This window comes from Solibacillus ferritrahens, assembly GCF_037027585.1.
GTDB classification, from domain to species: Bacteria; Bacillota; Bacilli; order Bacillales_A; family Planococcaceae; genus Solibacillus; species Solibacillus ferritrahens.
The window spans coordinates 18,043-44,522 of record NZ_JAXCLE010000010.1 but is presented as its reverse complement, the minus strand read 5'-3'; the positions used below and the strand labels follow the sequence as shown (position 1 = coordinate 44,522).

Sequence of the window (26,480 nt, the reverse complement as noted above, 5' to 3'; positions counted from 1 at the left end):
TCCGTTGCACGAATTTTTTCGCACAACGGATCTATTTTTTACGCCTCTATATAGTCACGAGAATCAACATTACGAATCATATAATCAAATGCTCCTAAAGCTGCTGTTGCACCTGAACCCATTGAGATGACGATTTGTTTATACGCAGTATCTGTACAATCACCTGCGGCAAAGATGCCAGAAACATTTGTCGCACCGTGCTTATCGACAATAATCTCTCCATGTGCATTCATTTCTATTGCCCCTTGCAGGAATTCCGTATTTGGCAATAAGCCAATTTGAATGAAAACACCTTGCAATGCAATTTGTTTTTCTTCACCTGTTTTTCGATCCTTATATGTTAAGCCATTCACTTTATCAGTACCTGTAATTTCTGTAGTTAAAGCATTCGTAATGATTGTAACGTTTTTCAAGCTACGAACACGTTCCTGCAGCACTTTATCAGCCTTCAACTCTTCACTTCGTTGAATTAGCGTTACGTGATTTACTACACCCGCTAAATCAATTGCAGCTTCAACACCTGAGTTACCTCCACCAATAACCGCTACATCTTTCCCTTTAAAGATTGGACCGTCGCAATGCGGACAGTAAGCAACGCCTTTATTTTTAAATTTCTCTTCACCCGGTACTCCCAATTGACGATAGCGTGCACCTGTTGAAAGAATTACTGTTTTACCTTTTAAGACAGCTCCATTTTCCAATGTAACTTCAATAAGATCTTTTTTCTCGATTTTTTTAGCACGTTGAGATTTCATTACATCGATTTCGTAATCTAGTACATGCGCCTCTAAGCTCGATACAAATGCAGGACCTTCCGTTGCCTTTGTTCCGATGATATTTTCGATTGATAGCGTATCATTTACTTGACCACCGAAGCGTTCAGCAACAATACCTGTACGAATCCCTTTACGCGCCGAATAAATTGCCGCCGCAGAACCCGCAGGACCGCCACCTACTACTAATACATCAAAAGGTTCTTTATCCGCAAACTCCGAACCATCCGATACTTCCCCTAGCTTTGTTAAAATATCTTCCAATTCCATACGACCGCCACCGAAATTCTCACCGTTCAAATAAACTGTAGGTACTGCCATAATGTCACGCTCTTTAATCTCATTCTGGAACGTACCACCTTCAATCATCACGTTGGAAATGTTAGGATTTAACACTGACATAATATTTAATGCCTGTACAACATCTGGGCAGTTGTGACAAGTTAAACTTACATACGTTTCAAATTTCAACGGCTGTTTAATTGCTTGAATACGTTTTATAACCGCGGCATCTACTTTTGGCGCACGACCTGAAACTTGTAAAAGCGCTAAAACCAATGATGTGAATTCATGGCCAAGCGGTAAACCTGCAAATACAACGCCCGATTCCTCTGCACCTACCTTATTAATGCTAAAGCTTGGTGTACGTTCCAACAATGAATGTTGCACCGTAATACGAGGCGACATTTTTTCAAGTTCCTCTACTAAATTGAGCATATCTTGTGAAGTTTTGTCATCACCAATACTCGCTTTAATCAATAGATCTCCTTCAAGCATCGTTAAATACTGCTGTAATTGCGCTTTAATTTGATTATCTAACATTGCACTGGCTGCTGTACGAATGCCCTCCTATTGTTCCCCCCGAAAAATAGTCGACCATTCTCCCTCTAACACAGCAAGCCTTTCACCTCTTTCATATTTAAATTAAAAGATAGAGAGCTTATCTTTCCTTTCCCACATTAAAAACAGAGCGACAAAAATCAATCCATAATGGTTGTTTTTTGCCGCCTTTTTGTTGTTATTTATAACTTAGAACTTAGAACTTAGATTTTACCTACTAGATCCAAGCTTGGTGTTAACGTTTCGCCGCCTTCTTCCCATTTAGCTGGGCAAACTTCACCTGGATTGTTACGTACGTATTGAGCTGCTTTAATTTTGTTAACTAAAATAGATGCGTCACGACCGATACCGCCAGCATTGATTTCTACTGCTTGTACAATACCATCTGGATCGATAATGAATGTTCCGCGCTCTGCTAAACCATCTTCTTCGTTTAATACGTCAAATGCTTTAGAGATTGTATGTGATGGGTCACCAATCATAATGTACTCGATTTTACCGATTGCATCAGAAGTATCATGCCATGCTTTGTGAGTGAAGTGTGTGTCAGTTGATACTGAGTAAACTTCTACTCCTAAAGATTTTAAAGTAGCATATTCGTTTTGTAGGTCTTCTAACTCAGTTGGGCAAACGAATGTGAAGTCTGCTGGGTAGAAGCATACTACTGACCATTGTCCTTTGAAGTTTTCTGAAGATACGTCGATGAATTCGCCTTTTTGGAATGCTTTTGCAGCGAATGGTGCTATTTCTTTACCGATTAATGCCATGTTAAAATTCCTCCTATATAAATATCATTGAATAATTATTACAAAATAATTATTATTACCATCTAAAATTATCTTACATTAATAATATTTCGTCAACTAGTAGCTACATAAATTGTGGGATTTTACTTTTAGAATGGGCAAACCCATGAACAACAGTAATATCAAATAATTTATATTAACATTAAAAAGTACTTCAATTATAAAATTTCGTTACTTATACATTATCTTTGTATCAAGGAATTATTTTATAATAATTATTTTATAATAAATAAGAGTTATACCTCCCTTAGAGCAACAACTCATTCTAATTCAGACCATTCTCGTTTAACATATCATTTGATTCTAATAAATGAGAAAGGTGGGGCAACACCCTTTACTGTTTTTCCCTAAAAAAAAATCTATGCGGTAAGCTTTTTCACTTACAGCATAGACTTTTCTAATATTAATTTGTAAAAGATAATACCGCATTTTTGTATTGAGCTAAAATTGCCGATGCTTCTTTTTTTGTTGTGTATTCAAACATTCTGATATCATTTGGATTGTTAAAAATAGTTACTACCCACATATTTTTCAGCTCCTTTTGTTTTTTTATTTTGTGTATGATAAAACTGCATTTGTATATTTTGCTAATTGTGTTGCTGCTTCGTTTTTTGTCGTATATTCGAACATACGAATATCATTTATATGGTTAAATACTGTTACTACCCACATGTTTCATTTCTCCTTTTTTAAAACCTGTTATTTTAAAAAGCCTTTTCCCCAATGACTTTTGCTACTTGTTGTATAACAACTTACTTAATTCATATTGTACTCCCATTTTATAAAATTAAAAGTGAGAAATACCCCTTTTCACAATGTGTTCAAAATTGAAACGCTTTCTTTGAACACTTTGTGACACCTCAGTTTTTTTAGTTTTAAATTTTATTTAGAAGAATAGATCATTAATTAGCATCATCTGTTGTAGTACAGAATAAAAACGCTTTCATAATTATTGCTCTTCATTTCTCTTATACTTTTTCAAGCAAAAAAAGCTGTGTTAAAAGTCAACCTGACTTTTAACACAGTCTTACGTCTTTTCTTTATTGTGCTTTGCGATTTACATAACTCATTACTATATTTGTCCACTCTTTCACTTCTGCTTGTCGCTGTGAATCATTATTTGCCTTTTTCAAAACAGCCGAAGTCTTGTCATAGGAGACATCACTTACCTGGTTTAATACAATACCGGTGTTTTTTACCGATTGAATGACCGACTGAACAGAGTCCTTTTTAAATTCAATATCTGTTTTTATACGATCCATCGTTTCCGTTAACTTTACCGTTTCTGTTTGTATATAGCTTAACTGTTTTTGAATGCCTTCAACACGTGCCAATAATAAAGTGACGACTTTTTTTATTGGTCCTAGTACAGCTACTATACATCCTACTAATAGAACAACTGCTATTCCTAATATTATAATTGAAGCTAAAAGCCAACTATTCATAAATACGCCTCCTTCTTTTCCTCTATTTTAATACATATACCCATATGACAATTAATAATACATATAAAAAGACAAGAAAGTGTGTTAAAAGCTTTTCACTTTTAACACACCCTATTTTCTATAAATAACGTCTTGCTCCAGAATAATTCTTTTTATAGGCACCATTATTCATCGATTCAATTTTCACTTTTGACGCATAATGTGGTGCATGCAGCATTTTGCCTTCTCCCACATACAGACCGACATGATATACTTTTCCTTTGCCGCCATTATAAGCAAAAAATACAAGGTCTCCAGGCTTTAAGTCTTTCTTTGCAACGGCTTTCCCACCTGTCGCTTGGTAAAATGAATCGCGGGGAATCATAATGCCGTGCGATCTAAATACCGCATATAAAATTCCTGAGCAATCATAGCCCCATGAAGATGTTCCTGCCCATAAATATGGAAGATCTAAATAACGCTTCGCTTCTTTAATAATCGTTTGTGCAGTTGGTTTAGGGACTTTGCTGTATGCTGTATACGATTTTGCGTCCCCCTTCTTTAATAGTTTAACGCCATTACTTGGTGTCTCAACGTAATAGTACTTTGCGTCTTCCTCGATTATAGGTAGTATCGTTGCATAACTAATCTGAAGGAATTTTGTTTTTGCGTCTTCCTCTAATAAGTGTGCTTTTTGTGATGTAATAATGGCAATGGCACAGTCATCATAATTTTTATTCGTTGCTACAATATGAGTTTTGGGTACCCAGCCCGGATAGCCTTCCTTTAAATACGGTACATATTGATCTTTTGCCGCCACACGTTGCCACTTTCCTTTTGTTTCAAGCAACGCAACCTCATCCCCGTATAATGCTTGTGTATCTGTACGTCCTACCAGCCACTTTTTTTGTGACAAACTTAACGATGAAACCCACTTTTGCATTTCTACTGGATCTTTCGTCGAAGGATAATCAACAGCACGCGCTTGATTTGGTTTATTCCAGAAGTTTGTGACTGCAACATCGACTACATATCTTTTTTTATTGGTATCTTTTGCACAGCTTTCAAAAACTGGTTGTTCTGGTTCTGAAGGTCGCAATGTAGGCTCGATAATTCTTGCTGTATAAGAAGCAAAGTTCCCGCGTGTCATCACTGCATTTGGATTGAACTTTTCGTTTTTTGCAGGAAATAGAATTTGATTTGCTACAAAAGCTTGGATAGCATTTGATCCACTGTGATTTTTAGGAATATCCTTATAAGTTATCGGTGCTTGCCCTGATAACCCAAATGCCTGTGCCAGAATTTTTACTGCCTGGGCACGTGTCAACTTTGCATCAGGGTTAAACTTGCCTTCAAACCCTGTCATAATACGTAGCTCTGTAATCGCTGCGATAATGGGCATGCGTGGGTCTTCTTCTGAAATATCCTCGTATGTAGGAATTGGTGAAGCTTCATAATCAATTTGCATTGTTCGAACGATCATTTCTGCAGCTTCATATCTTGTTATTGCATCATTTACCCGAAAAGGTTCATTCGGTATTATTGCGATTCCTCCAAAATCACTTAAAACATTAAGCTCTTCGCTTAATTTTGTGTCACTCGGAACATCGGGAAATGTATTAGCATACCCTACCCCGGTTGCCGTAGCCATAAATATACATATTATTACAATTTGAAACAAAATTCTTCGAATCATACACATTCTCTCCTCGCTATCATCGTTGTTGTAAACACTTTGTATATAAAAATCGAAATTCCACTTAACAATCAAACTCTTTCTTATTAAATATAATAGTATTTATTGTAATTTTTTTCTATGTTAATTGTTAATATTTTTTGATTCTTACAAATTTTTATTATACCCCTTTAATCTATACAGTTAAATTTAGGTCAAAAGTTTTCACGTGAAACATATTGCAACAGCTTTCGACAAATACGTCATATTTTTTTTAATACATGAAAAATATTTTAATTGTTTTTATTGCATGTAACGTTACGTTAGCTTTTATACTACATATAAGGGAGTGAAATGAATGTATTCAATTGGGGAGTTTTCTAAAAAAACAGGCATTACAATTCGTACATTGCGGTATTACGGAGAAAAAGGTTTATTGTACCCAGCCTATATTTCTGCTGGTGGGCAACGCTATTATAATGATGACAATATAATTACAGTCCAAAAGATTTTAACATTTAAATATCTTGAATATTCTCTGGAGGATATTAAGGAACTTCTGAAAAAGAACGATTCCATACTCGAATCTTTGGAACAGCAAAAATACCAGTTACTCAAAAAGAAAAAACAACTTGAACAAATGATTTCAACAATCGATACCGCCATTCACATACACCAAGATCATACTGCGGTTGATCCTACAACATTATTGCTCGTCATCCATAGTTTACTAACAGAGGATGCTCAAAGGGACTATTTAAAGCAATACCTTCCTGAGCAGCTAATCGACCGCATGTATAGCTATTTTGATATGAACTTTATCGAAATTAATCGGCGCTATATTGAAAGTGTACATGAACTAAAGCAAGCTTTTATGTGTCCACCTTCAGATACTGTCTTAAAAGAGATACTTGAACGTTTATTTAATATTATTCCACAGGATTTAGCGAAAAGTTTAGTTCAGGAATTTGAGAAGTATGCGACTATTGAAGTTGATAATTGGTTATTTGCTATTCCTTTTACTACCGAAGAGGAAAAATGGCTAATGGAACAAGTTGAGCGATTGAAAATACATGAGGAGGTTATTACATGAACGTTCAACTTAAGCAATTATGGGCACTCGTAAAAAAAAGCAAATTCCCAAAAAGACTAGTTATTGTTGTTTTTGCGTTAAGCATTATTGAAACACTCGCATCTTTAGCCGTGCCTCTCTTTACAATGAATATGATCAATGATTTTTCGAGTACTGGATTTGCATGGACAGCGGTAACCGCTGTAGCTATCATTTTAGTTATTCAAGCAATACTAAGTGGTCTTACCTATTTCTTAATGCGCATGCTCGGAGAGCGTATTGTTGCAAATTTACGCAATACACTTTGGCAGCATATTTTACATTTAAAAACACCTTATTTTGATGCCCATGAATCGGGTGAAACGATGAGCCGTATTACACAAGATACAAGCGTTGTTAAAGAATTAGTGACGAGTCATCTTGTCAGCTTCGTTTCAGGTATTTTCTCCATTATTGGAGCGATAGCAATTTTATTGTGGATTGACTGGAAGATGACATTGCTTATGTTAATTGCTGTGCCACTTGCCATATTTGTCACAATACCGCTTGGACAAAGAATGCATAAAATAGCAAAAGCCAATCAAGATGAACTTGCTTCTTTCAGCGGACATCTAGGCCGGGTATTATCGAATATTCGACTCGTGAAATCGTCTCAAACTGAGCGTTTGGAAAAGGAGCGCGGAGAAGACCGTATTGAGCAGCTTTATCGATTCGGTCTAAAGGAAGCTAAAATTTTAGCTATTTTGTCCCCAATTATGACACTTATTATGATGGTTGTTCTAATTCTCTTGTTCGGTTACGGTGGTACTCAAGTTTCTACCGGTGCAATTTCTTCAGGAGCACTTGTAGCAATTATGATTTATTTAGTACAAATTATTATTCCATTTACACAAATGGCTACATTTTTTACTGCATTACAAAAAGCACTCGGTGCCACAGAGCGTATCCAATCCATCATTTCACAGGCGACAGAAAAGATCCCTGGCTCTGTTATCCCAACTACTGCCCAGGCAATTGTCTTTCAAAATGTAAAGTTTCAGTATGCCGAGCAGCCTATTTTAAAAGGAATGAACTTTACGATTCCTGCTGGCAAAACGACCGCATTTGTAAGTACTAGTGGCGGAGGGAAAACGACGATGTTTTCCTTAATTGAACGTTTTTATGAAGTGACAGATGGTGAAATTTTATATGGACAGACGAACATAGAACAATACAACTTATATGAATGGCGGAAGCTGTTCGGCTATGTAACCCAAGATGCACCGCTTATGAACGGATCAATACGTGAAAATGTATTATACGGTCAACATGATGCAACAGAGGAGCAGATTGTGGAAGCATTACGAGCTGCATATGCATATGATTTTGTTATGACATTGGATCGGGGCCTGGATACCGAGGTTGGTGAAGGCGGCATTAAATTATCCGGCGGTCAAAAACAACGAATTGCGATAGCCCGAGCAATTTTACGTAACCCCCAAATATTATTATTAGATGAGGCAACATCTAATTTAGACAATGAATCAGAACGAGAAGTTCAGCTTGCTTTGCAGGCATTGATGAAAAACCGGACGACGATTATTATTGCCCATCGTCTTTCAACGATTACGAATGCCGATCAAATACTACTATTTGAAGAAGGCCAGCTTTCAGGCGCAGGCAAACATGAAGAACTTATTAACTCCCACTCCTATTACAAGCAGCTGTGGTCAAAAATGCAAACAATTTAATATATATAAGGAAGTGCCCAAAATTTTTGGGTACTTTTTTATAGCACAAAAAAAGAAGCCTAGCATATTAGCTAAGCTTTCATATGAACGAACTCTATATTTTTACATTGTTTTTTCAGTAAATCCAACACTTCGTTTAATTTACCGATTTCATCTTTTTCTACCATCCAGGCATTTTCATCATGCTGAGCAACATAAGAACTGCTAACATAGGGGGCGTTGTGCTCGGTAATAAGACGTACATAACCGAATGTCATACCGGATTCCTTATAATCTACTCGTAAAATCTCCTGATAAGGAATGGCCTTTTTGCGAGGTTTTGCTTTTTTTATAAAAAGGAACTTCTCCCCCGCATAGTCAATTATTATATCCTTTTGGTCAAGCATCACCTTATAGCCACCAAATAATTTAAAGCTATATGTTTTCATCGTTAACGACTCCATTTCAACTATCATTAGTAGTTTTATTATACGGATTATGACGATGAAATTCTAATTTTTACAATGATTACAGGACTAACCGATCCTCTACTGTAATTTTCCCATTACTAGTTTTCAATTGAATTCGATGTTCTTTCGTTCCATGTGTATAATGCGACGTTTTTTCATTATAAATGGAGACAGAACCCCAGGCAGTCGAACTTTCAATTTCAACATTTTCTAACTTTCCTTCTGTGCTCAATAAAATTTGCCCATTATCGGATGCAAAATTTAATGGGGATTGAACAGTTTTTAATTGGGCTACAATCCGTCCATTTCGTGACTGTGCTTTAATTTCACCTACAACATCTTTCAGTTCTACACGTCCGTTATCAGACTCTAATTGAAGTTCCTGACCCACTACATTCTCTGCAATAATTCGACCATTATTAGAACTTGCTTTTACATTTTTAATATTAGTTTCTGTAAGTACAACACGCCCATTAGCAGAGTGAGCATCAAGCATCTTCCCTTGAATATGATCTGTTAAAATACGACCGTTATCTGATCTTAAATAAAATTGCTGTGCGACTGTTTCGGACACCTTAATACGCCCATTGTCATTATTGATTGTGAGATTCTCATATTGTTTTTTCGGCAAATGAATAACCGTATCTATTGGATTGATTGACCCTATTATTGTTATAAACCAAAAACGGCGAACTTGTTCTTGACGCTTTACGGAAATAAAAAGTGTGTAATTTTTAATTTCCATCGTTGCTTCTGTTAAGTTGTCCTTATCCTTTGCTTCAATCATTGCCTCACTAGCATCTGTTGGAATAATTAATATGTTAACTCCGTCAGCTTCTATCTCTACATTGCGATATGGAAACGTTTCATCATTTTTCATAATGGCCATATTCTCTGTGAAATCCTCTTCATCATATGAGGCAAGAAGTTCTTCGGCCAACTCCTTTATATTTCCGAACGATTGAATGATTTCCTCTGTCGTTTTCCCCTCGGCACGGCCATTTTCGAAGTATTCCTCAAAGTCTCGGCGAATATCCTCACGCTCTTGCTGCTGTAATTTTTCTAAATGGTGATCAAGTAAAATTAAAAATTGTTGTTCGTTCATTTTATTTGCTCCCTTGAATTAAAGTATTTACACCTGAAATAAAACTTTCCCATTCATTACGTAAGCTGTTTAGTTGTTCAATGCCTTGTTCGGTAATTTGATAATATTTGCGTGGCGGTCCCTCTGTAGACTCCATTAAGTACGTTGTGAAAAGCCCATCTTTTGTGAGCCTGCGCAATAACGGATAGACCGAGCCTTCTGAAATTTCTATTTGTGTTGAGATCGCCTGGACAAGCTCATATCCGTACATATCTTTCTGCTCTAACAAGGCGAGTACACATAAATTTAATACACCTTTTTTAAATTGAGGATTCACTACTTCACCTCACACCTCACTATTGTTTTATATACAGTAGTGTATCAAACACTATTGTTCATTGCAAGGTAGTGTACAAAAAATAATTGTGCTAAGTAAAAAACTAGCACAATTATTTATTAATATCTTTTATGCTCTCTTTCATTTGAAAAATGGATGGCTGTCCACATTAACGTTGCAATTAAAAATAATTCGAATGCATTTGTAATCGCATCGCTCCCGATATCGAGCGGGAACGCACTGCCAATTGTCATAAAGATTGTTCCGACAAGCATCCACCACCACTTTCTTTTCCAAGCAAGCATAATTGCAGCGATTAATAATGCTACAAGAACTATTAAAATCATGAGTGGAGGTCCTGATGCGGCTTCAGTTGTACTATAGTTAAGTACCCCATATGACTCTTGTGGTGCGAGTTCAAGACCACTTAGCTCCGTAAAATACTCGACAATCATTGCCAAAATCCATAAAGCACCAAATGAAAAGGCAACCCATTTTTTATAGGCAAACTGAATGTTCGCTTCTCTCATAACGAATAATGAAAAAATAATCAATGTTGGGGTAAAGATTGCGTGAAGCCAGAATCGTCCATAGCTTAAATTTTTTAGTAACTCCCCTTCTCCAAACAAGTGTCCTACCGCTAATATTGCATTATCATAAATAAGGGCAAGGATGACAAAAAATATAATTGCCGAGGCTGTTTTTTTATGTTTCGTAATTCCCCAAATTAAGATAACAATATAAGCTAATGCAAAAAATCCAAAAATATAAGGATCCATCTACTATACCTCCTTCTAATTTCCATTCTTTCCTCTTTACCCATATTTATTTAATCTAAAAATTCCAAGATTAGAAATAGTAAAGAACGGGAAATATTCTCTAGATCATCTCAAGGGGGACTATATATGGAATTACACAACGGCTTATTGTTTTGGCCGAGTACATTCGTTAAAAAACAACATTCGAACCCACCCATTAGACCGCATTACGATGTCATCGTGGTCGGTGCTGGAATGAGTGGAATATTAACAGCGAAGGCATTGATTGATGAGGGCTTAAAAGTAGCCGTGTTAGAACGAAACGAAATTGGCTCTGGCAGTACTGCCGCCAATACTGGACTCCTCCAATATTCAAATGACATCCAGCTACATGAATTAAGCGAATTGATAGGTGAAGAGGATGCAGTGCGCTTTTATAAACTTTGCTATAAAGCCGTAGACCAATTAGAGGAAATAGCACATTCATTGCTCGATCAGGCAGATTTTATTCGACGCCCGAGCATTTGTTATGCAAGTAAAAAAGGCGATGTAAAAGTACTGGAAAAAGAATGTGAGATGTTAATAAAACACGGTTTTCCTGCTGAGTTCTGGAACGAACTTGTCGTAGAAAAGCGGTTGCCTTTTAAAGCGCCTGCTGCATTGTACACGAATGATGATGCAGAAATAAATCCTTATAAATTTGTTGTTTCCTTAGCAGAACAGCTAATAGGGCAAGGAATGGATTTATTTGAACACACGTACGCCAATGTGATTGAAAACGAAGGAAATGAGATTATTCTGCGAACAATGAATGGTGACTTTAAAGCATCACGGATCGTCTATACAACAGGTTATGAGCGGCTCCCGTATGCAACAATAAAGGGCGCTGACATTAATCGCTCCTATGCGATTGTTACCGAGCAAAAACCAAGCTTTAAAGGCTGGTTTGAGGATGCACTAATTTGGGAAACGGCCCGTCCATATTTATATATGAGAAAAACGGTGGACAATCGCATTATTATCGGTGGGTTGGATGAAAGAAAATCATCACCCGCCAAACATGAAACAGTAGTCGACGCGATGGCACGTGAGCTAATCGATAAACTCCATGAGTTATTGCCTGACGAAACGTTTCATGCACCATACAAATATTGTGCATCGTTCGGGGAATCTTTAGACCACCTTCCATTTATCGGGCAACATCCAGAAGACCCAAATCATTATTATTTGCTTGGCTTTGGCGGCAATGGCACAGTTTATAGCATGCTCGGCTCGAAAATTATAGCTGACTTAATTATGAATCGACCAAATGACGACGCACGTATTGTCACATTAGACCGGAAATATGGAATTAAATAAGTAACCGCCATGGTTTTTCTATCAGTTTTTAGGGCAAGCCATGGCTTTTTATTCTTAGCTTCTTAAAACTTTTCACAAAATTAATATACATCAACATGCGTGGATAGTTATACTCGTATACCCTTCTCACTTAAACGTTTTGAAAAATCCTCAATATTTAATGGTCGGCTGTAATAGTAACCTTGGACAAACTCACAGTTAAATTCACGTAGTAGCAACAAGTCTTTGTTTTCTTCTACACCTTCTGCAACTATCTTTAAATCAAGTGCCCGCGCCAACGTTATAATAGCTGAGACCATTGCAACATCCGCTTCATTTTTATACATTTCATGGATGAACGACCGATCGATTTTCAGTAGATCAACCGGAAATCTTTTTAAATAGCTCAATGATGAGTACCCTGTACCAAAATCATCAATGGCTAATGTAATACCCATTTCTTTCAATTGCATTATCGTGTTCAGTAAATCTGTATTTTGATCTAAAAAGCTCATTTCGGTAATTTCTATTTCCAATGAACTTGGCGAAATATCATTGGTCTTTAGTATATTTTTCAAACGCTCAATAAAATCTTCTGCTTTTAAATGGCTTGGCGAAATATTAACCGCGACACGTAGTTTTAAGTTAAATTGTTTGTTCCATTCCATAACTTGACGTCCAGCCGTAGCAATTACCCATTCACTAATGTCTGTTATAAAACCAACCTCTTCTGCAAATGGTATAAATTCATCCGGGGCCACAAAGCCAAGCTCCTCATCAAACCAACGAATTAGGGCTTCCATTCCATCAATTTTATTCGTCTGCAAATTTACTTTAGGCTGGTAATATAGCTCAAAAGCCTCGTTAATAATTGCATCATGCAATCTCGTCTCTAATTTCAGCATTTGGTTATGAGAAAAACGTTGCTGCTTTTTATAAATTACATAGCCTTTATTATTGCTTTTCTTCGCTTCATACATCGCAATATCTGCATATTTTAGGATATCCTGCGCTGACTGACCGTGTTCGGGGTAATTCACGGCTCCAATACTAATTGATGCATAAAATTTATGATTATTTAAATCGAATTGCCGCTGAATTTTATTTTGGAGGTCATCCGCAATTTTTTCCAGTAATTCGGGTTCCTTTAAAATACAAACAAACTCATCGCCACTTAACCGGTAAAAAGTGACTTCATCACTATTTAATGTTTTCATTCGCTGGGCTATTTCAACCAAAAAAATATCACCTATATGATGACCTAAACCATCATTAATATTTTTAAAACGATTTACATCAAACAGCATAAGTGTGAATGGCTGATTTTCTACTTCTATCAATTTATTTAAGTCATTTATTAATTGTCGGCGATTTTGCAGTCCTGTCAAATCATCATGATGGGCGATATGTATCATTTCTCCGATTTTCTTCCGAGCTGTAATATCTGAACGAATGGAAATGTATTGATACGGTTTTCCTTTGGAATTTAGAAATGGCACGATAGTCGTTTGCACCCAATATATTGAACCATCTTTTGCACAGTTACAAATTTCACCATGCCAAGTTTGTCCAGAACCAATTGTGCGCCACATTTCCTTAAAAAAAGTTTTTGGGTGGTAAGCTGAGTTTAACAGTCGGTGATCCTGTCCAATAAGCTCATTTCTTTCATATTTAGATATTTCACAAAATCGGTCGTTAACCATTGTAATTACACCGCGCTGGTCAGTAACAGCTAAAATAGAGGCTTCATCTAATGCCAATTTTATATTTTGTAATTCTTCTACTGTCAGTTGGATGGATCCTAGGACATTTGTTTGCTCTACCACAGCCATTTCTCCACCTCACTTTTAATTTATTGATATTCTATTATTATTTATATTCCCATTACGCTTTAATGGATTATTATAGTTCTTAATAAGCAATATTAATAGTTCTTATCATTAAACTCGGCTCATTTTCATTAATCTTTACCTTTTACCCCTACTTTTATTATCTATTACAATAATTCTCTTATAAATATCATTTATTTTCTATTAAAATCGAATATTTACTAAAAACAGCAAGAGAGCCATCCCAAACACGGCTCATCTTCATATTCCTTTTTTAATGAAACACCACTAATAATTGATTTAATTTTCTGATAAAATAATATTAAGTTAATAAATAGAAATTAATGAACTTAATGAAACACACAACCTAGGTGATTGGAAAGTAGAACTATGCTCTTTTCAATCTATTACAAAAAAGAACGCTTGAAAAGAGGAGAACAATGTATAAAGATCAAGATTTAACGATTCGACCAATTGTAGAAAATGATATGAAACGCTTATGGGAGCTTATATATAAAGAGGAACAGCCTGAATGGAAAAAGTGGGATGCACCCTACTATCCGCATAAAGCTATGCCTTACGAAAGCTTCATTCAAACAAAGCGCGATTGGATTGGCGATGATAGCTATTGGGTTATTGAAGTAGCTGGTGTAGTACGCGGAATTATTACGTATTACTGGGAGCATAAGCCTTCCAAATGGCTCGAAATCGGCATTGTTTTACACGAAGCTGGCTCGTGGGGCAAAGGTATTGGCACACGCGCATTGAAATTATGGATTGGACATTTATTTGAGTCAATGCCACTTGTTCGGGTTGGACTCACAACTTGGTCAGGCAATGAACGTATGATTCGTGTAGGTGAAAAACTCGGCATGCAAATGGAAGCACGTATTCGTAAAGTCCGCTATTATGATGGTCAATATTATGATTCAATTCGTATGGGGGTTTTACGAGAAGAGTGGGAAGCGTTACAACTATAAAATTTAGGGGTGGATGAATTGAGCATTTTAGAAAAGCTACAAGCCAATTTTGATGAGATGATTGAAATCCGTAGACATTTACACATGTATCCTGAGCTTTCTTTTAAAGAAGTAAATACACCAAAACTTATCGCTGATAAACTTGCTTCATTAGGCATTGAAGTAAAAGAAAACGTTGGCGGTAATGGCGTTGTTGGGTTTCTAAAAGGGGCTTATGATGGACCAACTATTGCATTTCGTGCAGATTTTGACGCACTTCCGATTCAAGATGAAAAGGATGTGTCCTACAAATCTAAAATTGATGGGGTAAGTCATGCGTGTGGACACGATATTCATACTGCTGCGCTTCTTGGTTTAGCCAAAGCACTTGCCGATGCACGAGAAATTCTACACGGCAATATCGTTTTTATTCACCAGTTCGCTGAAGAAGTTGTTCCTGGTGGGGCAAAAGCGATGGTAGAGGCAGGTTGTTTGGAAGGTGTCGATTACGTATATGGGGCGCATGTTTCATCCTGGAGCGAGGTTGGTACGGTACTGTTTTGTGAAGGCTATTCAATGGCCGCTGCAGACTTTTTCGAACTGACGATTCAAGGAAAAGGAGGTCACGGCGCATCTCCGCACGAAACGATTGATCCGATTATGGCAGCAGCACAATTTGTGTTTGGTGTGCAGCCAATTGTTAGCCGTAATACCGATCCAATTGAATCCGCTGTAATTACCGTCGGCAAAATCGAGAGTGGTACAGTCGGCAATGTTATTCCTGATAAAGCTTATTTAACAGGGACTGTACGTACTTTTAATCCGGACGTACGCAATATGGTAGAGCAAAAACTAAATAACTTATGTAAAGCAATTGAAATTCAGTACGATGCCCAGCTCGATTTCCACTATACACGCGGCTATGATGCTGTATACAATCATCCTACTGAAACAGTTGCATTACGTGAAGCTGTTTCGAACAATTTACCTGAGCTTCAAGTTGTCAATGTACCGCCTCGTATGGGTGCTGAAGATTTCACGTATTATTTGCAGGAAAAGCCCGGTACATTCTTCTTTGTTGGTGGCGGTAATGACGACATTAATGCTATTTACCCGCATCACCATCCGAAATTTGATGTTGATGAGCAATCTATGCTTCATATTAGTGAAGTCTTTTTACAAGCCTTAACGCTCCATGGAGTAATAAAATAAAAATTGTTTTCAGGATCTATCTAAGTCTACTTTCCAGATAGATCCTTACCTATTTTCCCAAGGAGAGGTGATGTATGAAGGCTCATAGAATAGGCGCTCTGCTTTCCATTGTAATTATAGTCATTTTTATCACGACAAATAGCGGTGTGCCTAATGCATCGGTTACTACAGATGATAGAAGAGTGACGGTTTTGAAAAGTTCTTATTGTTGGAATGAAATCTGGCGACAGCAATGTGTCGATTACATTTCACCTTCCGAACAAATAAAGGAAAAGGGAGTAGTTCCAACGGTTGTGGCACCCCAAAGCAAACTTCAAATCAAGTTTAATAAAAAACCAACCGAAGAGATTTCTATATCAGTTTGGAACAATGACAATATAGGTGAAATAGAATTTGTGGATAATACAATTACTGCCCCAAAAGAACGCGGCGTTTATATTTATGTCGTTTCCAGTCGTTGGAGTAAAGGAAGTGCCTCTTATGTGTTTAGTATAGAGGTGAAATAATCATACAGCCACTAACAGTAATCTTGTTGGTGGTTTAATTTCCTTCCCAATCAATCTCCTTTTCCATCGTTACCGTCTCCATAACAAAACCTAATGGGCTCGTCATTACTTCTTCTTGTGAAATATGGTACCCCAGCTTCTTATACAAACGAATATTATCCCCTTCCGATTTCCGAACTTTGCAGCGTACATAAGGCGTCTGCTCTTGTATTGCCTGCTTTTCAATATATCTTACAATCGCACTTGCTATTCCTTGCCCTTGGAATTCAGGCAACACTGATAACCTTGAAAAATAAAAATGATCTTTAAAACATCTAACCTTTACAACCCCAGCAAGCTGTCCTAGAACTTCTGCACCAAATATTAGTACATTACTTTCAAGCTCTTTTTTAATTGTTGATGCCGTTTCAATTAACGCACTCGAGGGCATCGGATCATCTTCATAACATTTAAACGCTGCATGAATTACTTCTATAATTTGATCCCCATCGCTAACACTTCTAATCGTATCAAGCATTTATATACCCTCCGCATTTAAAATAATTGTATGAAAATAACATATCATTAATTAAAATACATTAATAGTCATTTGAACGTATTTTCAAAGCAAAAAATACATTACTTTATGACATATATAAATTGCATTATGTAATTTATATTGTATAATGAAATTATCAAATAGAATAAAGGGGCGTTATTTATGGGGTTATTTAATCGTAAAATTGTTGATGAACGTGTACAAAATATCCAAAACAAAATTTATCGTGAAGTTTACTACATCGTATCCATTATTTGTCTTATTTCATTAATTACTAAAATGATTATTTACGGTCGCGGTGTCGAGTATATAGCAACTGAACTTATTATCCTAATAGCATGCGGTATTTATTATAGTTACCGCGCGATGTATACGGGGGTTTTATCGGAAGAGGTTGAAATCCATGATGCGAATAGTAAATTCCGCTATAGCACCAAGACTATTTTTATCGGCATTTTTACTGGTGTCGTAATCGCTTTAGCAATGGGATTAAATAGTGGCATCAACTATGCAGACAGTAATGCCCAGGCGATAGAATATTTCTTTATGGTATTTTTAATTTCATTGCTTATTTACGCACCGTTTCTAGCGCTATTTTTATTTATTGGCCATCAATCAGCTGTGAAGAAAAGCAAACAAGTAAATGATAAGATGTTAAAAGATGATGAAGATACGTGGTGAATACAGATGAAAAATGTACGTTTAAAAATGGCTCGTATTGAACATGATTTATCGCAGGATGAATTGGCTAAAAAAGTGGGGGTAACTCGACAAACGATCGGACTCATTGAGCTCGGGAAATACAATCCAACATTAAGTGTGTGCATAGCGATTTGTAAAACATTAAATAAAACGTTGGACGATTTGTTTTGGGAAGAACAGTCTGAATAAAAGACGACGTGTAAAAGGGCTAGTAAAAGTTATCTGCTTTTACTAGCCCCTTTTTATTCTATAAGTCCAATGAGTATAGCTGATCATCTTTATTAGATGGATTTCCTCGACCATCTGTATTATTCGTAATAAAGTAAAGTTTATCTTCTTCTATCCAAACATCCCGTACTCGACCTACATCATTAACGATTTCTTCCACTTCTTTTGTATCTAAATTAAAAGCAAGTATCGCCGTCCCTCTCAGTGCAGCAACATATAGCTTTCCATTGTAAAAAGCCATACCTGAAGGAGCCCAAGTCGTTCCCTCACCTGAGGTAAATAAAGGAGACATTAATCCTTCTTGTTCTTCATCCCCTTCAATAGTAGGCCAGCCATAATTTTTTCCTGCTTCAATTTCATTAATTTCATCATTCGCACTTTGCCCATGTTCACTCGCATACATTTTTCCATCCGGAGACCAAGTGATGCCTTGCGGGTTCCGGTGCCCATAGCTATATACATATGAGCCAGGGAATAGGTTGTCCTTTGGAATACTGCCATCTAAATTCAGACGCAATATTTTTCCACCTAACGAATCCGTATCTTGCGCAATTTCAGGATCTGACGCATCACCCACTGTAGCATAAAGCATGTTATCTGGACCTATTTTCAAACGACCACCGTGATGATAAGTTCCACTTGGGATTTCGTCAACAAGCACTTGCTGCTCTTGCCATATATTGTTTTCTAATTGAAGTAACACAACCCGATTAAACTGTTCTTGTCCCTTTTCATAAGTATAATACGCAAATGCTTTATTTGACTGTTCGAAATCCGGTGCTAATACAAGTCCCAATAAGCCTGCCTCTGAAGCAGTTGAAAGTGTTTGTTCCAAGCTTACTTCCTGTCTTACTACTTCACCTTGCTCTACCTTTACAATATTACCTGTACGCTCCGTAATATAAAAACTATCACCGAGCTTATTAATTGCCCATGGTGCATTAAGGTTAGTTACGATGGCTTCATATCGTCCATCAACCTGTATGTCCTCATTTGCAGGCAAAGGCTGAACCTGTTCGTCTTCTTTTGCTGAACATCCGAAGAAAAATAATATCACTATGCTTAATCCGACAAGCAACTTCAAAATAAAACCTCCTTTTTTATAAAAACTATCGTTCATATAAATTACTACCCTTATATATGGACATTTACTATATATTTTTGAAGTATTTGCCCACAAAAATATAAAACACTTAAAATATTGCTATAACAACATTTCAAGCGTTTTATTAGAAGTATAATAATGATTCCTAAAAGGACAGAACATCTAATTATTTTTAATATAATCTTCTGCTAAAATAGCTAAATAATCCATATCTTCATATACACCATCTTTTAAAAACTCTTGTCTATGGCGCCCTTCCCATATCATTCCTGACTTTTCCATTACTTTTCTTGAAGCGGTATTTCTAACCATGCAGCGGCTATAAATTCTATTTAATTGATGTTCCTGAAATCCATATTCTATTATTTTCTTGCATGCTTCTGTTGCATATCCCTTGCCCCACTCCGAAACATCAATAAAATAACCTACTTCAGCATTTCTGTGATTTTTTGAAATCGTAACTAACCCACAATTTCCAATATAACGGCCATTTTCTTTTAGAAATGCTGCAAATTCATAGGCCTTTCCTTGTTCAAAACTTTTCTGTAAATAAGAAATCCAACTATCCACCACTTCACGAGGATAAGGATGCGGAATCATCACCATTGTATCTGCAATTTCCTTATGCTTCACGACCTCGTAAATGTCATCTGCAAATTCTTTTTCATAAGGCTTTAATAAGAGTCTTTCTGTTTCTAAAATCATTTTCAATCCCCCTTCATTTTTTGGAATAATATTATATTAATAATAACAAAAAATGATTTTGCAATATTCATTATTTACTATTATTATTATTAGAAAAGTAAAAACTTACTATTAATTTAAGGATGAGTCTATGAAAATATCAGTAAAATGGAAAATAATAGGGATAGTTATTATGATTATTATTATTGGCTTAGGATCATTGGCAACCATTAGTTCTATTATTATTTCGAACAAAACAGAAGAAAGCGTTGTGAATCAAAGTAAGATCATTGTGGAACAGTTATCAACGAATGTTCAAACAGTTTTAGAAAATTATGGTAACTCTCTTCAAATAATTGCACAATCTGATGAAATTGAAAACTACTATTTGAATAATAGTGTGCTTTTTGACGAAGCGGATGCAACACTTCGTCAGGATTTTCAAACATTTTTAGCTACATACCCTAATGTGTCCGGAATTTATACTGCTGACGTTGAAGGGTTGATGTATGAGCCTCACTTTGATGGTCTCGAAGATATCGATGCGACAACACGCCCTTGGTATCAGCTTGGCCTAGAGAATCCGGATGTCGTGAGCTGGACAGAGCCCTATTTGGATGCGGCAACTGGTACTTTTACTATTACTGGGGTGACAGGCATAAAAGTAAATGACCAAGTAACCGGGGTACTTGCAGCAGATATTTTATTAACAAACTTAACAGAAATGGTTTCAGCAATGGAGCTTGGATATAAAGGATATCCTGTCATTTTTGACCGTACAGGCTTAGCAATTGTCCACCCCGATCTCGCAGGTGAGGACCTATCGGGGGAACCATACGCTAAGCAGTTACTGCAAACAACTGAATCTGCAACTATTAAAGAATCAATAAATAATGTGGCGAGTATTATCGTTTCAGAGCGTATCGATAATGTAGATTGGACCATAGCCACGATTTATGATAAATCCAGTCTCAACAGTACAGCAACTGATATTCAAAAGATTATTTTCTTAATTACAATTGGAATATTGACTATTACCTTTATCGTGCTATACTTCTTTATTTCAAAAATTGTTCAACCGCTCTTTGCCCTCGGTACATTAATGGGGAAAGTATCTCAAGGAGATTTAACTGTTCATATTGATGTAAAAACAAAAGATGAAATTGGACGTTTAGCTCACCACTTTAACTCAATGATTGGTGAAATGAAAAATATTATTAGTATTGTAAAAACCTCTTCCGAACAAGTAGATGATCGCTCACAACATTTAAGTGCGATGGCTGAACAAACGAGCGCCTCTTCGGTTCAAGTGGCACAAGCTGTAAATGAAATTGCAATTAGTGCTGCGAATACATCTGACCAGGCGGATATTGTGACGGAGCAATCAACAAGTTTAAGCGAGAAAATCAACAATATGAAAAATCTATCCACTCAAGTTGAACAAACAACAAAAGAAGCAGCGTCCCTGAATCAGGAAGGTCGTCAGAAGATGGATAACCTTTTAGAAAGCTTTACAGAAAATGATCAGGAACTAATAGAGCTGACAAAGGTGATTATGTTGTTAGAGTCACAAATTGTTTCAATCGATTCTATAATGAATACGATTTCCTCTATTTCAACCCAGACAAATTTACTTGCACTTAATGCTTCCATTGAGGCTGCTCGTGCTGGTGAGCACGGCAAGGGATTTGCGGTTGTTGCAGAAGAGGTACGCAAACTGGCTGAACAATCGGCTGAGGCAACAGAAACCGTCAAAAAAACGATTCATCAGCTTCAAAGTCAGTCTCATGATGTGACAATTCGTATGAATGAAATGAAGCGGTCTTTTAATGAATCAAATGAAGTCGTTAATACAACGGGCGAGCTGTTCGCGCAGCTATCTAATTTAATTGACCGTGTAAACCATTCATTTATTGCTGTTCATTCAGAAATTGATAATGTAAATAAATACAAAGACCGTGTGCTTGATACAATCGAGGAAATGTCGATGAATTCACAAACAGCAGCTGCTGCTTGTGAAGAAGTAAGTGCATCGACCGACGAGCAGTTACATGCGATTCAATCGGTCGCACAGGCATCAGAGGAGTTAAATCACTTGAGCACTGACCTTGCGACAGCTGTTAGTCGTTTCAAAATTTAAGGAAAAAAAGATGTATCCAAATAGAAGTGCAGCCAACGTACACTAAATTGTACTTTGGCTGCACTTTTTAATTACTCTATTCACTAAGATTATTAATGAAATACAAAGCTTTTCTATCAATTTATTGATTATTCTGGTAATAACATGGTATGTTAAAGGAAAATTAACCCAAATAATTAAAGGAGCTGGATAAATGAAAAGAACTTTTGTATCTCTTAGTATAGCATTAGGATTGTTATTTTCGACAAGTGCCGGCGCAAATGCCAAAGTACATTACACTGACGTAAAGGAATCTGACAACTTTTATCCATCTGTTCAATATTTATTAGATCAAAAGGCTATTAGCAGAACTTTACCTAAGTTTAGACCTTATGAAAATATTACACGTGGACAGGTTTCCAGTATATTAACAAAGGCATTGGACAATCGTTTAAAAGAGGTAGAATACTCAGATTTGTATTATGGAATCGACTATATAGACGTGCCGAAGACAGATCAATTTTACCCTTATATTGATAGACTGTTCTTTAATGGAATAATGCGTGGCTATACTGTCGGAAATTCTTTCGATTGGGCATTTGGTATAAATCAACCTTTAACACGTGGACAATTTGCTGGAATCATTATAAAAGCCTATGACATTCCACTAATTCAACGTCACAGCTACAAAGAGAATGGAGCTGGTAAATCGGATATCTTTAACGGCAATTACTTTACGGATCCATGGGGACAACAAATTGCCACACTTGAAACACTCGGAATTATATCTGGCTATCAGGATGGTAACTTTAAACCTAATACACCCATTAAGCGTTCACAGTTTGCCAATATGCTAGTAAAGGCTGATAGAGATGAGCTAAACTTTTTTAATCAGTCAACTCTTGTGAGGGAATTTATAACGTTAGGTATTAATGCAGACGTTGCGGTTGAAAAGCTGAAATCCCTTTCAAATAATGAGGTGCTAAAATATATCGCTTCTTATAAAGATATTCGTTATATAGATACGGTTAATATGGCGGCAACAGTCAGAAAAGAAGGGGAAATTATATTTAAAGATATTCAAGTGAAACTTATTGTTTCAAAAGATGCGGATGATAAGTGGCTAATAAATGTAGTTAAGAATTAAGGAACCTGCTATTACACTTTAAAATAAGCCTCAAGCCCTTTTAAGACTTGAAACTTATACTCACTGTATTTAATATTTCTTCACTGGTCTCTCTCTCGGAGTTATATTAATAATATAGTAACCAATGATTAAAATTAATATAACTCCTGCGAAAATAAGTGTATCTAATGCAGAATCATGTTCGACAATAATGAGCCGGAGCATTGCCGTAATCCCGATGTACATAAAGTAACGAAGCGGGAAATGGTAATCCTCTTTAAAGTATTTCACAATCATTGTTATAAACTCAAAGTACAGAAAGAAGACTAAAATTTTTGCTAAAAAGTATTTATACTCTTGCTTCCCGCTATTAATTATAAACTTTAGAAATTCGACCATCTCGACGATGAGCATGACGCATAGAGCTAACGCCAGTACCGATAAACCAATATTCAAAATCACTTGCAAAACTTTAGGAATCAATTCTTTGAATGGCTTAGGATTGGTTAAAAGCTTCATTGTACACACCTCCAGATGTTATATTTTCAGATTATTCCATCTGTTTATATGTGTCAATTTTGTAAGCGATTACTATCCCCAAAAATTTTTTCTCTTTTTTTTATTGATTAAATCTCGTGCAGAAAAACTGCTAAAAAGGTTCTGTTTCTTTAAACTCCCCAATATAGCTGACAATTTTACCGAATAGGGGATTGTATGTAGCAATTTCAATTGTATACATTTGTTTTTGTTCATTAAAGCATTCAACCGCGCTGCCACGCGCTTCTAAAATAGAAGGCAGCGGAATTTCAACAGGACCTGCGACAAGCTTTTGTGCCCCGGATTTTGTAATGAGACCACCATCTTTCGTTGTGAAAAATTCTAAATCAGCAGAGACAATGGCGGGATCGCCTAAATAATCACGTGCTGTTAGATTGTTCAAATTGACATGCATTGCTGTTATAAAAATTCTTATTGCTGTAGGAAAGTAAAACGTTCTTTCAAATAGTACAGTGTTATTGCTGTCACAAGTGTTTTTGAGTGTAAAGGGAATATTTTTCCCACTTTCAGGAAATAGGAAATTCACATGCTTTCCAAGTTGATAAACAGGTTTGATTAAAGTAGAACCTGTTTGGATTTCATGCATGACACCCTTTGCATAAAAGGGCATTGTATATCGATGCTGTAGCTTTGGATGGAGCTGCCTGAACTGTTTACCTAGCAGAGATTGATAGATCATAGAAATCCTCCTAATAGTGCATCCATAAAAACAGGAATATGTGCAGATTTTGTGGAACTTTTTTAGTGAAATAATATAGTCATTTCATTGTACGGTTGATCATTTAAAATTTACAACTATTTGGTTATTTTGGGGAGGCGATACTATGAATAGGATAAAAATAATCTTAATATTTTTCAGTATGCTACTTTGCATTACAGGCTGTACACCTGCTCAAGAAGAAACAGAAAAAGAACTTATTTTACCTGCTACAATTCCTTCATTTGTTCAAAAGAGTGATATTGAAACAATTGATTGGGATAGAAAGGCTGTAAAATTTGGGGACAGCGGAATGATTGGCAATGAAAACAAATCCGGTGTAATAGGTGCAGGTATGCCGAGTTTAAATGGTCAAAAGTGGATGTGGCACCTTTGGGGAACAGAAAATGCCACAAATACCGAGCTTACAGTAGTTGGCTTTCATAGAGAATCAGGTACTGTTCATCCAATACTTATTGATGGTTGGTCACTGAAACTTGGTGGTGAGAATAATGGAGCTGACGCTCATATTCCTTCTAGCGTTAAAATACCCAAATCAGGGGAATGGGCAATTTTACTTTATACGAACGGGGAATTATTCGATACGGTTGTATATAATATTCACAAATAATGACCAATACGATTCCAGCACCCATAGCCATGCTGATTTGAGATGAAGTTTAATTTATCCCCCCACCCCAATGGATTACTTTGTCCTAAAGGGGGAAAAATCCTTAAGTGAGGAGCGGTTTTTTGGTTCATTTATTAGAGAACATTTTTCAAATATCAGCAGTTATATTATTACTGTGTTCCATCTATTATTATAGACATTTCAAAAAAATGAAGAGGGAAAGAAAACTGAATTCATCAGAGCTTTCGATATATATTATTACTAGAATTGCTATTATTCTTTTTGCAGCTAGTTATATGCTTCTGTTTTTGGATAGAAACTACGGTTAACATTATAAAGGGAAGTTAGATTTCTAAATCTCCTAATTTCCTTTTTAAAAATTGAATAAACGGATACTCATTCTGATCTGCTTTCCTTGTACAAATAAACAGGCTTTGACTGATTTCTACCTGATCTACAAATACACGCGCCAGACTGCCTTGTACCAATTTCTCCTTTACACTTACGGCTGGTGCAATGGCCATTCCATAACCAGCTTCCACGACTTTTATTGATTCAAGTACACCTTCCATTTGTAAGCCGAATTTTGGTAGCGGACAATTATGTGTATAAAAAATTGCCTCGAGTAAATCCAGCGTTGAACTGCCCCGTTCTCTATAAATAAAATCATGCTCACTCAATTCAAAAATTGATACTTCTTTATTTGCTAGAGGATGAGTTGGATTTACTACAAACCAAAATGGGATATCCAGTATTTTCTCAAAGGATAAATCTTCATGACCTATATTACTCTGTACAACAAAGCCAAAATCGACTTCATAATTCAGGACGAGCCGCTCTACTGACTGCACATTACCTAACGATACATACACATCGATTTGTGGATTTTCCAATTTATAACCCGCAATTATTGACGGTAAAATATAATTTGTTGATATATAAGAAGAAGCAATTTTTACGTTCTCCTTCTTCGCCAAAAATGTGTTAAATTTTTCATCAATTTGTTCCTCTAAATAGAATAAGCGCAGTCCTTGTTCATAAAGAAATTCCCCTTCGGAGGTTAGTTGTATCCCTCTTCCCTTTCCAGTAATGAGCTTGACCCCGATTTCCCCTTCAAGTTTTCGAATCTGTGCGGTAACAGCTGGCTGGCTAATATGCAGTATATTTGCCGCTTCGGTAATACTGCCTAGCTTTGCGACATTTGTAAAAATCCTTAGTGTATGTAAATTCATTTTCTCACCCATTCATAACTAAAATTTATGAATAAACAAAATATATATATTTGTTTTATGAGTAGTAT

At 36.3% G+C, this 26,480-nt stretch carries 28 protein-coding genes; 11 read left to right on the top strand and 17 right to left on the bottom strand.

Features of this window, described 5'->3' with window-relative positions:
* Nucleotides 1-38: 38 nt before the first annotated feature.
* The 6 genes from ahpF to SNE38_RS11225 form a co-directional block, all read right to left on the bottom strand.
* Nucleotides 39-1,595 (bottom strand): alkyl hydroperoxide reductase subunit F, encoded by a 1,557-nt coding sequence (ahpF, locus tag SNE38_RS11250; protein ID WP_336046511.1) that lies wholly within the window; start codon nucleotides 1,593-1,595, stop codon nucleotides 39-41.
* Between the two features lie 221 nt (nucleotides 1,596-1,816).
* On the bottom strand, nucleotides 1,817-2,380 hold the full coding sequence (ahpC, locus tag SNE38_RS11245) for an alkyl hydroperoxide reductase subunit C (RefSeq protein ID WP_191704236.1): 564 nt from the start codon (nucleotides 2,378-2,380) through the stop codon (nucleotides 1,817-1,819).
* A 442-nt stretch (nucleotides 2,381-2,822) separates the two neighbouring features.
* Complete coding sequence (locus SNE38_RS11240; RefSeq protein ID WP_263617279.1) at nucleotides 2,823-2,945, bottom strand: hypothetical protein; 123 nt, start codon at nucleotides 2,943-2,945, stop codon at nucleotides 2,823-2,825.
* Between the two features lie 23 nt (nucleotides 2,946-2,968).
* Nucleotides 2,969-3,091 carry a hypothetical protein gene (locus SNE38_RS11235; RefSeq protein WP_263618330.1) on the bottom strand — a complete coding sequence of 41 codons (123 nt, stop codon included), beginning with the start codon at nucleotides 3,089-3,091 and terminating at the stop codon, nucleotides 2,969-2,971.
* A gap of 368 nt (nucleotides 3,092-3,459) precedes the next feature.
* Nucleotides 3,460-3,864, bottom strand: a complete 405-nt coding sequence (locus SNE38_RS11230) for a DUF948 domain-containing protein (RefSeq protein ID WP_191704235.1) — start codon at nucleotides 3,862-3,864, stop codon at nucleotides 3,460-3,462.
* 118 nt (nucleotides 3,865-3,982) lie between these two features.
* Nucleotides 3,983-5,539 carry an NlpC/P60 family protein gene (locus tag SNE38_RS11225; protein WP_336046510.1) on the bottom strand — a complete coding sequence of 519 codons (1,557 nt, stop codon included), beginning with the start codon at nucleotides 5,537-5,539 and terminating at the stop codon, nucleotides 3,983-3,985.
* 337 nt (nucleotides 5,540-5,876) lie between these two features.
* Here SNE38_RS11225 and SNE38_RS11220 point away from each other — a divergent pair, with 337 nt between their 5' ends.
* Nucleotides 5,877-6,611, top strand: coding sequence for a MerR family transcriptional regulator (locus SNE38_RS11220; protein WP_191704233.1), 735 nt, complete (start codon nucleotides 5,877-5,879; stop codon nucleotides 6,609-6,611).
* Nucleotides 6,608-8,320, top strand: a complete 1,713-nt coding sequence (locus SNE38_RS11215) for an ABC transporter ATP-binding protein (protein WP_191704232.1) — start codon at nucleotides 6,608-6,610, stop codon at nucleotides 8,318-8,320. The genes SNE38_RS11220 and SNE38_RS11215 overlap by 4 nt, the downstream gene beginning before the upstream one ends.
* 71 nt (nucleotides 8,321-8,391) lie before the next feature.
* Here the strand turns inward: SNE38_RS11215 and SNE38_RS11210 are convergent, their stop codons facing one another.
* The 4 genes from SNE38_RS11210 to SNE38_RS11195 all read right to left on the bottom strand — a co-directional run bounded on the left by SNE38_RS11210 (nucleotide 8,392) and on the right by SNE38_RS11195 (nucleotide 10,969).
* Entirely contained in the window at nucleotides 8,392-8,748 is a 357-nt protein-coding gene (locus tag SNE38_RS11210) for a hypothetical protein (RefSeq protein WP_191704231.1), read from the bottom strand.
* Nucleotides 8,749-8,827: 79 nt separating this feature from the next.
* Nucleotides 8,828-9,874, bottom strand: coding sequence for a DUF4097 family beta strand repeat-containing protein (locus SNE38_RS11205; RefSeq protein WP_336046509.1), 1,047 nt, complete (start codon nucleotides 9,872-9,874; stop codon nucleotides 8,828-8,830).
* A gap of 1 nt (nucleotide 9,875) precedes the next feature.
* Nucleotides 9,876-10,190, bottom strand: a complete 315-nt coding sequence (locus tag SNE38_RS11200) for a PadR family transcriptional regulator (RefSeq protein ID WP_191701435.1) — start codon at nucleotides 10,188-10,190, stop codon at nucleotides 9,876-9,878.
* Nucleotides 10,191-10,309: 119 nt separating this feature from the next.
* Nucleotides 10,310-10,969: a phospholipid phosphatase gene (locus SNE38_RS11195; RefSeq protein ID WP_191704229.1), complete on the bottom strand. Its 660-nt coding sequence runs from the start codon at nucleotides 10,967-10,969 to the stop codon at nucleotides 10,310-10,312.
* Nucleotides 10,970-11,095: 126 nt separating this feature from the next.
* On the opposite strand from SNE38_RS11195, the gene SNE38_RS11190 reads away from it, so the two are divergent.
* Nucleotides 11,096-12,307: an NAD(P)/FAD-dependent oxidoreductase gene (locus SNE38_RS11190; protein ID WP_191704228.1), complete on the top strand. Its 1,212-nt coding sequence runs from the start codon at nucleotides 11,096-11,098 to the stop codon at nucleotides 12,305-12,307.
* Nucleotides 12,308-12,414: 107 nt separating this feature from the next.
* Here SNE38_RS11190 and SNE38_RS11185 read toward each other — a convergent pair whose 3' ends face one another.
* Nucleotides 12,415-14,118, bottom strand: coding sequence for a putative bifunctional diguanylate cyclase/phosphodiesterase (locus SNE38_RS11185; RefSeq protein WP_191704227.1), 1,704 nt, complete (start codon nucleotides 14,116-14,118; stop codon nucleotides 12,415-12,417).
* A 437-nt stretch (nucleotides 14,119-14,555) separates the two neighbouring features.
* On the opposite strand from SNE38_RS11185, the gene SNE38_RS11180 reads away from it, so the two are divergent.
* From SNE38_RS11180 to SNE38_RS11170, 3 genes are all read left to right on the top strand, one after another.
* Complete coding sequence (locus SNE38_RS11180; protein ID WP_191704226.1) at nucleotides 14,556-15,095, top strand: GNAT family N-acetyltransferase; 540 nt, start codon at nucleotides 14,556-14,558, stop codon at nucleotides 15,093-15,095.
* A gap of 18 nt (nucleotides 15,096-15,113) precedes the next feature.
* Entirely contained in the window at nucleotides 15,114-16,286 is a 1,173-nt protein-coding gene (locus SNE38_RS11175; protein ID WP_336046508.1) for a M20 metallopeptidase family protein, read from the top strand.
* A gap of 74 nt (nucleotides 16,287-16,360) precedes the next feature.
* A complete protein-coding gene (locus SNE38_RS11170; protein ID WP_336046507.1) occupies nucleotides 16,361-16,792 on the top strand; it encodes a hypothetical protein in 432 nt (143 codons plus the stop codon).
* A 34-nt stretch (nucleotides 16,793-16,826) separates the two neighbouring features.
* On the opposite strand, the gene SNE38_RS11165 is transcribed toward SNE38_RS11170, so the two are convergent.
* Nucleotides 16,827-17,309: a GNAT family N-acetyltransferase gene (locus tag SNE38_RS11165; protein ID WP_191704223.1), complete on the bottom strand. Its 483-nt coding sequence runs from the start codon at nucleotides 17,307-17,309 to the stop codon at nucleotides 16,827-16,829.
* A gap of 183 nt (nucleotides 17,310-17,492) precedes the next feature.
* On the opposite strand from SNE38_RS11165, the gene SNE38_RS11160 reads away from it, so the two are divergent.
* Nucleotides 17,493-18,011, top strand: a complete 519-nt coding sequence (locus SNE38_RS11160; RefSeq protein ID WP_191704222.1) for a DUF6773 family protein — start codon at nucleotides 17,493-17,495, stop codon at nucleotides 18,009-18,011.
* A 6-nt stretch (nucleotides 18,012-18,017) separates the two neighbouring features.
* Nucleotides 18,018-18,221 (top strand): helix-turn-helix transcriptional regulator, encoded by a 204-nt coding sequence (locus SNE38_RS11155; RefSeq protein ID WP_191701444.1) that lies wholly within the window; start codon nucleotides 18,018-18,020, stop codon nucleotides 18,219-18,221.
* 58 nt (nucleotides 18,222-18,279) lie between these two features.
* Here SNE38_RS11155 and SNE38_RS11150 read toward each other — a convergent pair whose 3' ends face one another.
* Together SNE38_RS11150 and SNE38_RS11145 are read right to left on the bottom strand one after the other, a co-directional pair.
* Nucleotides 18,280-19,344, bottom strand: coding sequence for a PQQ-dependent sugar dehydrogenase (locus tag SNE38_RS11150; protein ID WP_336046506.1), 1,065 nt, complete (start codon nucleotides 19,342-19,344; stop codon nucleotides 18,280-18,282).
* A gap of 183 nt (nucleotides 19,345-19,527) precedes the next feature.
* Nucleotides 19,528-20,070, bottom strand: coding sequence for a GNAT family N-acetyltransferase (locus SNE38_RS11145; RefSeq protein WP_336046505.1), 543 nt, complete (start codon nucleotides 20,068-20,070; stop codon nucleotides 19,528-19,530).
* 130 nt (nucleotides 20,071-20,200) lie between these two features.
* Between SNE38_RS11145 and SNE38_RS11140 the strand changes: the two genes are divergently transcribed.
* The gene (locus SNE38_RS11140) at nucleotides 20,201-22,189 is read left to right on the top strand and encodes a methyl-accepting chemotaxis protein (RefSeq protein ID WP_191704218.1); all 1,989 of its coding nucleotides are present in this window, start codon (nucleotides 20,201-20,203) and stop codon (nucleotides 22,187-22,189) included.
* A gap of 193 nt (nucleotides 22,190-22,382) precedes the next feature.
* Nucleotides 22,383-23,315, top strand: a complete 933-nt coding sequence (locus tag SNE38_RS11135; RefSeq protein ID WP_191704217.1) for an S-layer homology domain-containing protein — start codon at nucleotides 22,383-22,385, stop codon at nucleotides 23,313-23,315.
* 69 nt (nucleotides 23,316-23,384) lie between these two features.
* On the opposite strand, the gene psiE is transcribed toward SNE38_RS11135, so the two are convergent.
* Nucleotides 23,385-23,813, bottom strand: coding sequence for a phosphate-starvation-inducible protein PsiE (psiE, locus tag SNE38_RS11130; RefSeq protein ID WP_191704216.1), 429 nt, complete (start codon nucleotides 23,811-23,813; stop codon nucleotides 23,385-23,387).
* A gap of 130 nt (nucleotides 23,814-23,943) precedes the next feature.
* Nucleotides 23,944-24,531: a DUF4166 domain-containing protein gene (locus SNE38_RS11125; RefSeq protein ID WP_336046504.1), complete on the bottom strand. Its 588-nt coding sequence runs from the start codon at nucleotides 24,529-24,531 to the stop codon at nucleotides 23,944-23,946.
* A gap of 145 nt (nucleotides 24,532-24,676) precedes the next feature.
* On the opposite strand from SNE38_RS11125, the gene SNE38_RS11120 reads away from it, so the two are divergent.
* Nucleotides 24,677-25,180: a hypothetical protein gene (locus SNE38_RS11120; RefSeq protein WP_336046503.1), complete on the top strand. Its 504-nt coding sequence runs from the start codon at nucleotides 24,677-24,679 to the stop codon at nucleotides 25,178-25,180.
* A gap of 344 nt (nucleotides 25,181-25,524) precedes the next feature.
* Here SNE38_RS11120 and SNE38_RS11110 read toward each other — a convergent pair whose 3' ends face one another.
* Nucleotides 25,525-26,412 carry a LysR family transcriptional regulator gene (locus tag SNE38_RS11110; protein ID WP_336046502.1) on the bottom strand — a complete coding sequence of 296 codons (888 nt, stop codon included), beginning with the start codon at nucleotides 26,410-26,412 and terminating at the stop codon, nucleotides 25,525-25,527.
* Nucleotides 26,413-26,480: the final 68 nt, after the last annotated feature.

Coding starts and splice junctions, on each gene's coding strand:
- ahpF (WP_336046511.1), bottom strand. CDS start 1,595: ATGTTAGATAATCAAATTAAAGCGCAATTACAGCAGTATTTAACGATG.
- ahpC (WP_191704236.1), bottom strand. CDS start 2,380: ATGGCATTAATCGGTAAAGAAATAGCACCATTCGCTGCAAAAGCATTC.
- SNE38_RS11240 (WP_263617279.1), bottom strand. CDS start 2,945: ATGTGGGTAGTAACTATTTTTAACAATCCAAATGATATCAGAATGTTT.
- SNE38_RS11235 (WP_263618330.1), bottom strand. CDS start 3,091: ATGTGGGTAGTAACAGTATTTAACCATATAAATGATATTCGTATGTTC.
- SNE38_RS11230 (WP_191704235.1), bottom strand. CDS start 3,864: ATGAATAGTTGGCTTTTAGCTTCAATTATAATATTAGGAATAGCAGTT.
- SNE38_RS11225 (WP_336046510.1), bottom strand. CDS start 5,539: ATGATTCGAAGAATTTTGTTTCAAATTGTAATAATATGTATATTTATG.
- SNE38_RS11220 (WP_191704233.1), top strand. CDS start 5,877: ATGTATTCAATTGGGGAGTTTTCTAAAAAAACAGGCATTACAATTCGT.
- SNE38_RS11215 (WP_191704232.1), top strand. CDS start 6,608: ATGAACGTTCAACTTAAGCAATTATGGGCACTCGTAAAAAAAAGCAAA.
- SNE38_RS11210 (WP_191704231.1), bottom strand. CDS start 8,748: ATGAAAACATATAGCTTTAAATTATTTGGTGGCTATAAGGTGATGCTT.
- SNE38_RS11205 (WP_336046509.1), bottom strand. CDS start 9,874: ATGAACGAACAACAATTTTTAATTTTACTTGATCACCATTTAGAAAAA.
- SNE38_RS11195 (WP_191704229.1), bottom strand. CDS start 10,969: ATGGATCCTTATATTTTTGGATTTTTTGCATTAGCTTATATTGTTATC.
- SNE38_RS11190 (WP_191704228.1), top strand. CDS start 11,096: ATGGAATTACACAACGGCTTATTGTTTTGGCCGAGTACATTCGTTAAA.
- SNE38_RS11185 (WP_191704227.1), bottom strand. CDS start 14,118: ATGGCTGTGGTAGAGCAAACAAATGTCCTAGGATCCATCCAACTGACA.
- SNE38_RS11180 (WP_191704226.1), top strand. CDS start 14,556: ATGTATAAAGATCAAGATTTAACGATTCGACCAATTGTAGAAAATGAT.
- SNE38_RS11170 (WP_336046507.1), top strand. CDS start 16,361: ATGAAGGCTCATAGAATAGGCGCTCTGCTTTCCATTGTAATTATAGTC.
- SNE38_RS11165 (WP_191704223.1), bottom strand. CDS start 17,309: ATGCTTGATACGATTAGAAGTGTTAGCGATGGGGATCAAATTATAGAA.
- SNE38_RS11160 (WP_191704222.1), top strand. CDS start 17,493: ATGGGGTTATTTAATCGTAAAATTGTTGATGAACGTGTACAAAATATC.
- SNE38_RS11155 (WP_191701444.1), top strand. CDS start 18,018: ATGAAAAATGTACGTTTAAAAATGGCTCGTATTGAACATGATTTATCG.
- SNE38_RS11145 (WP_336046505.1), bottom strand. CDS start 20,070: ATGATTTTAGAAACAGAAAGACTCTTATTAAAGCCTTATGAAAAAGAA.
- SNE38_RS11140 (WP_191704218.1), top strand. CDS start 20,201: ATGAAAATATCAGTAAAATGGAAAATAATAGGGATAGTTATTATGATT.
- SNE38_RS11135 (WP_191704217.1), top strand. CDS start 22,383: ATGAAAAGAACTTTTGTATCTCTTAGTATAGCATTAGGATTGTTATTT.
- psiE (WP_191704216.1), bottom strand. CDS start 23,813: ATGAAGCTTTTAACCAATCCTAAGCCATTCAAAGAATTGATTCCTAAA.
- SNE38_RS11125 (WP_336046504.1), bottom strand. CDS start 24,531: ATGATCTATCAATCTCTGCTAGGTAAACAGTTCAGGCAGCTCCATCCA.
- SNE38_RS11120 (WP_336046503.1), top strand. CDS start 24,677: ATGAATAGGATAAAAATAATCTTAATATTTTTCAGTATGCTACTTTGC.
- SNE38_RS11110 (WP_336046502.1), bottom strand. CDS start 26,412: ATGAATTTACATACACTAAGGATTTTTACAAATGTCGCAAAGCTAGGC.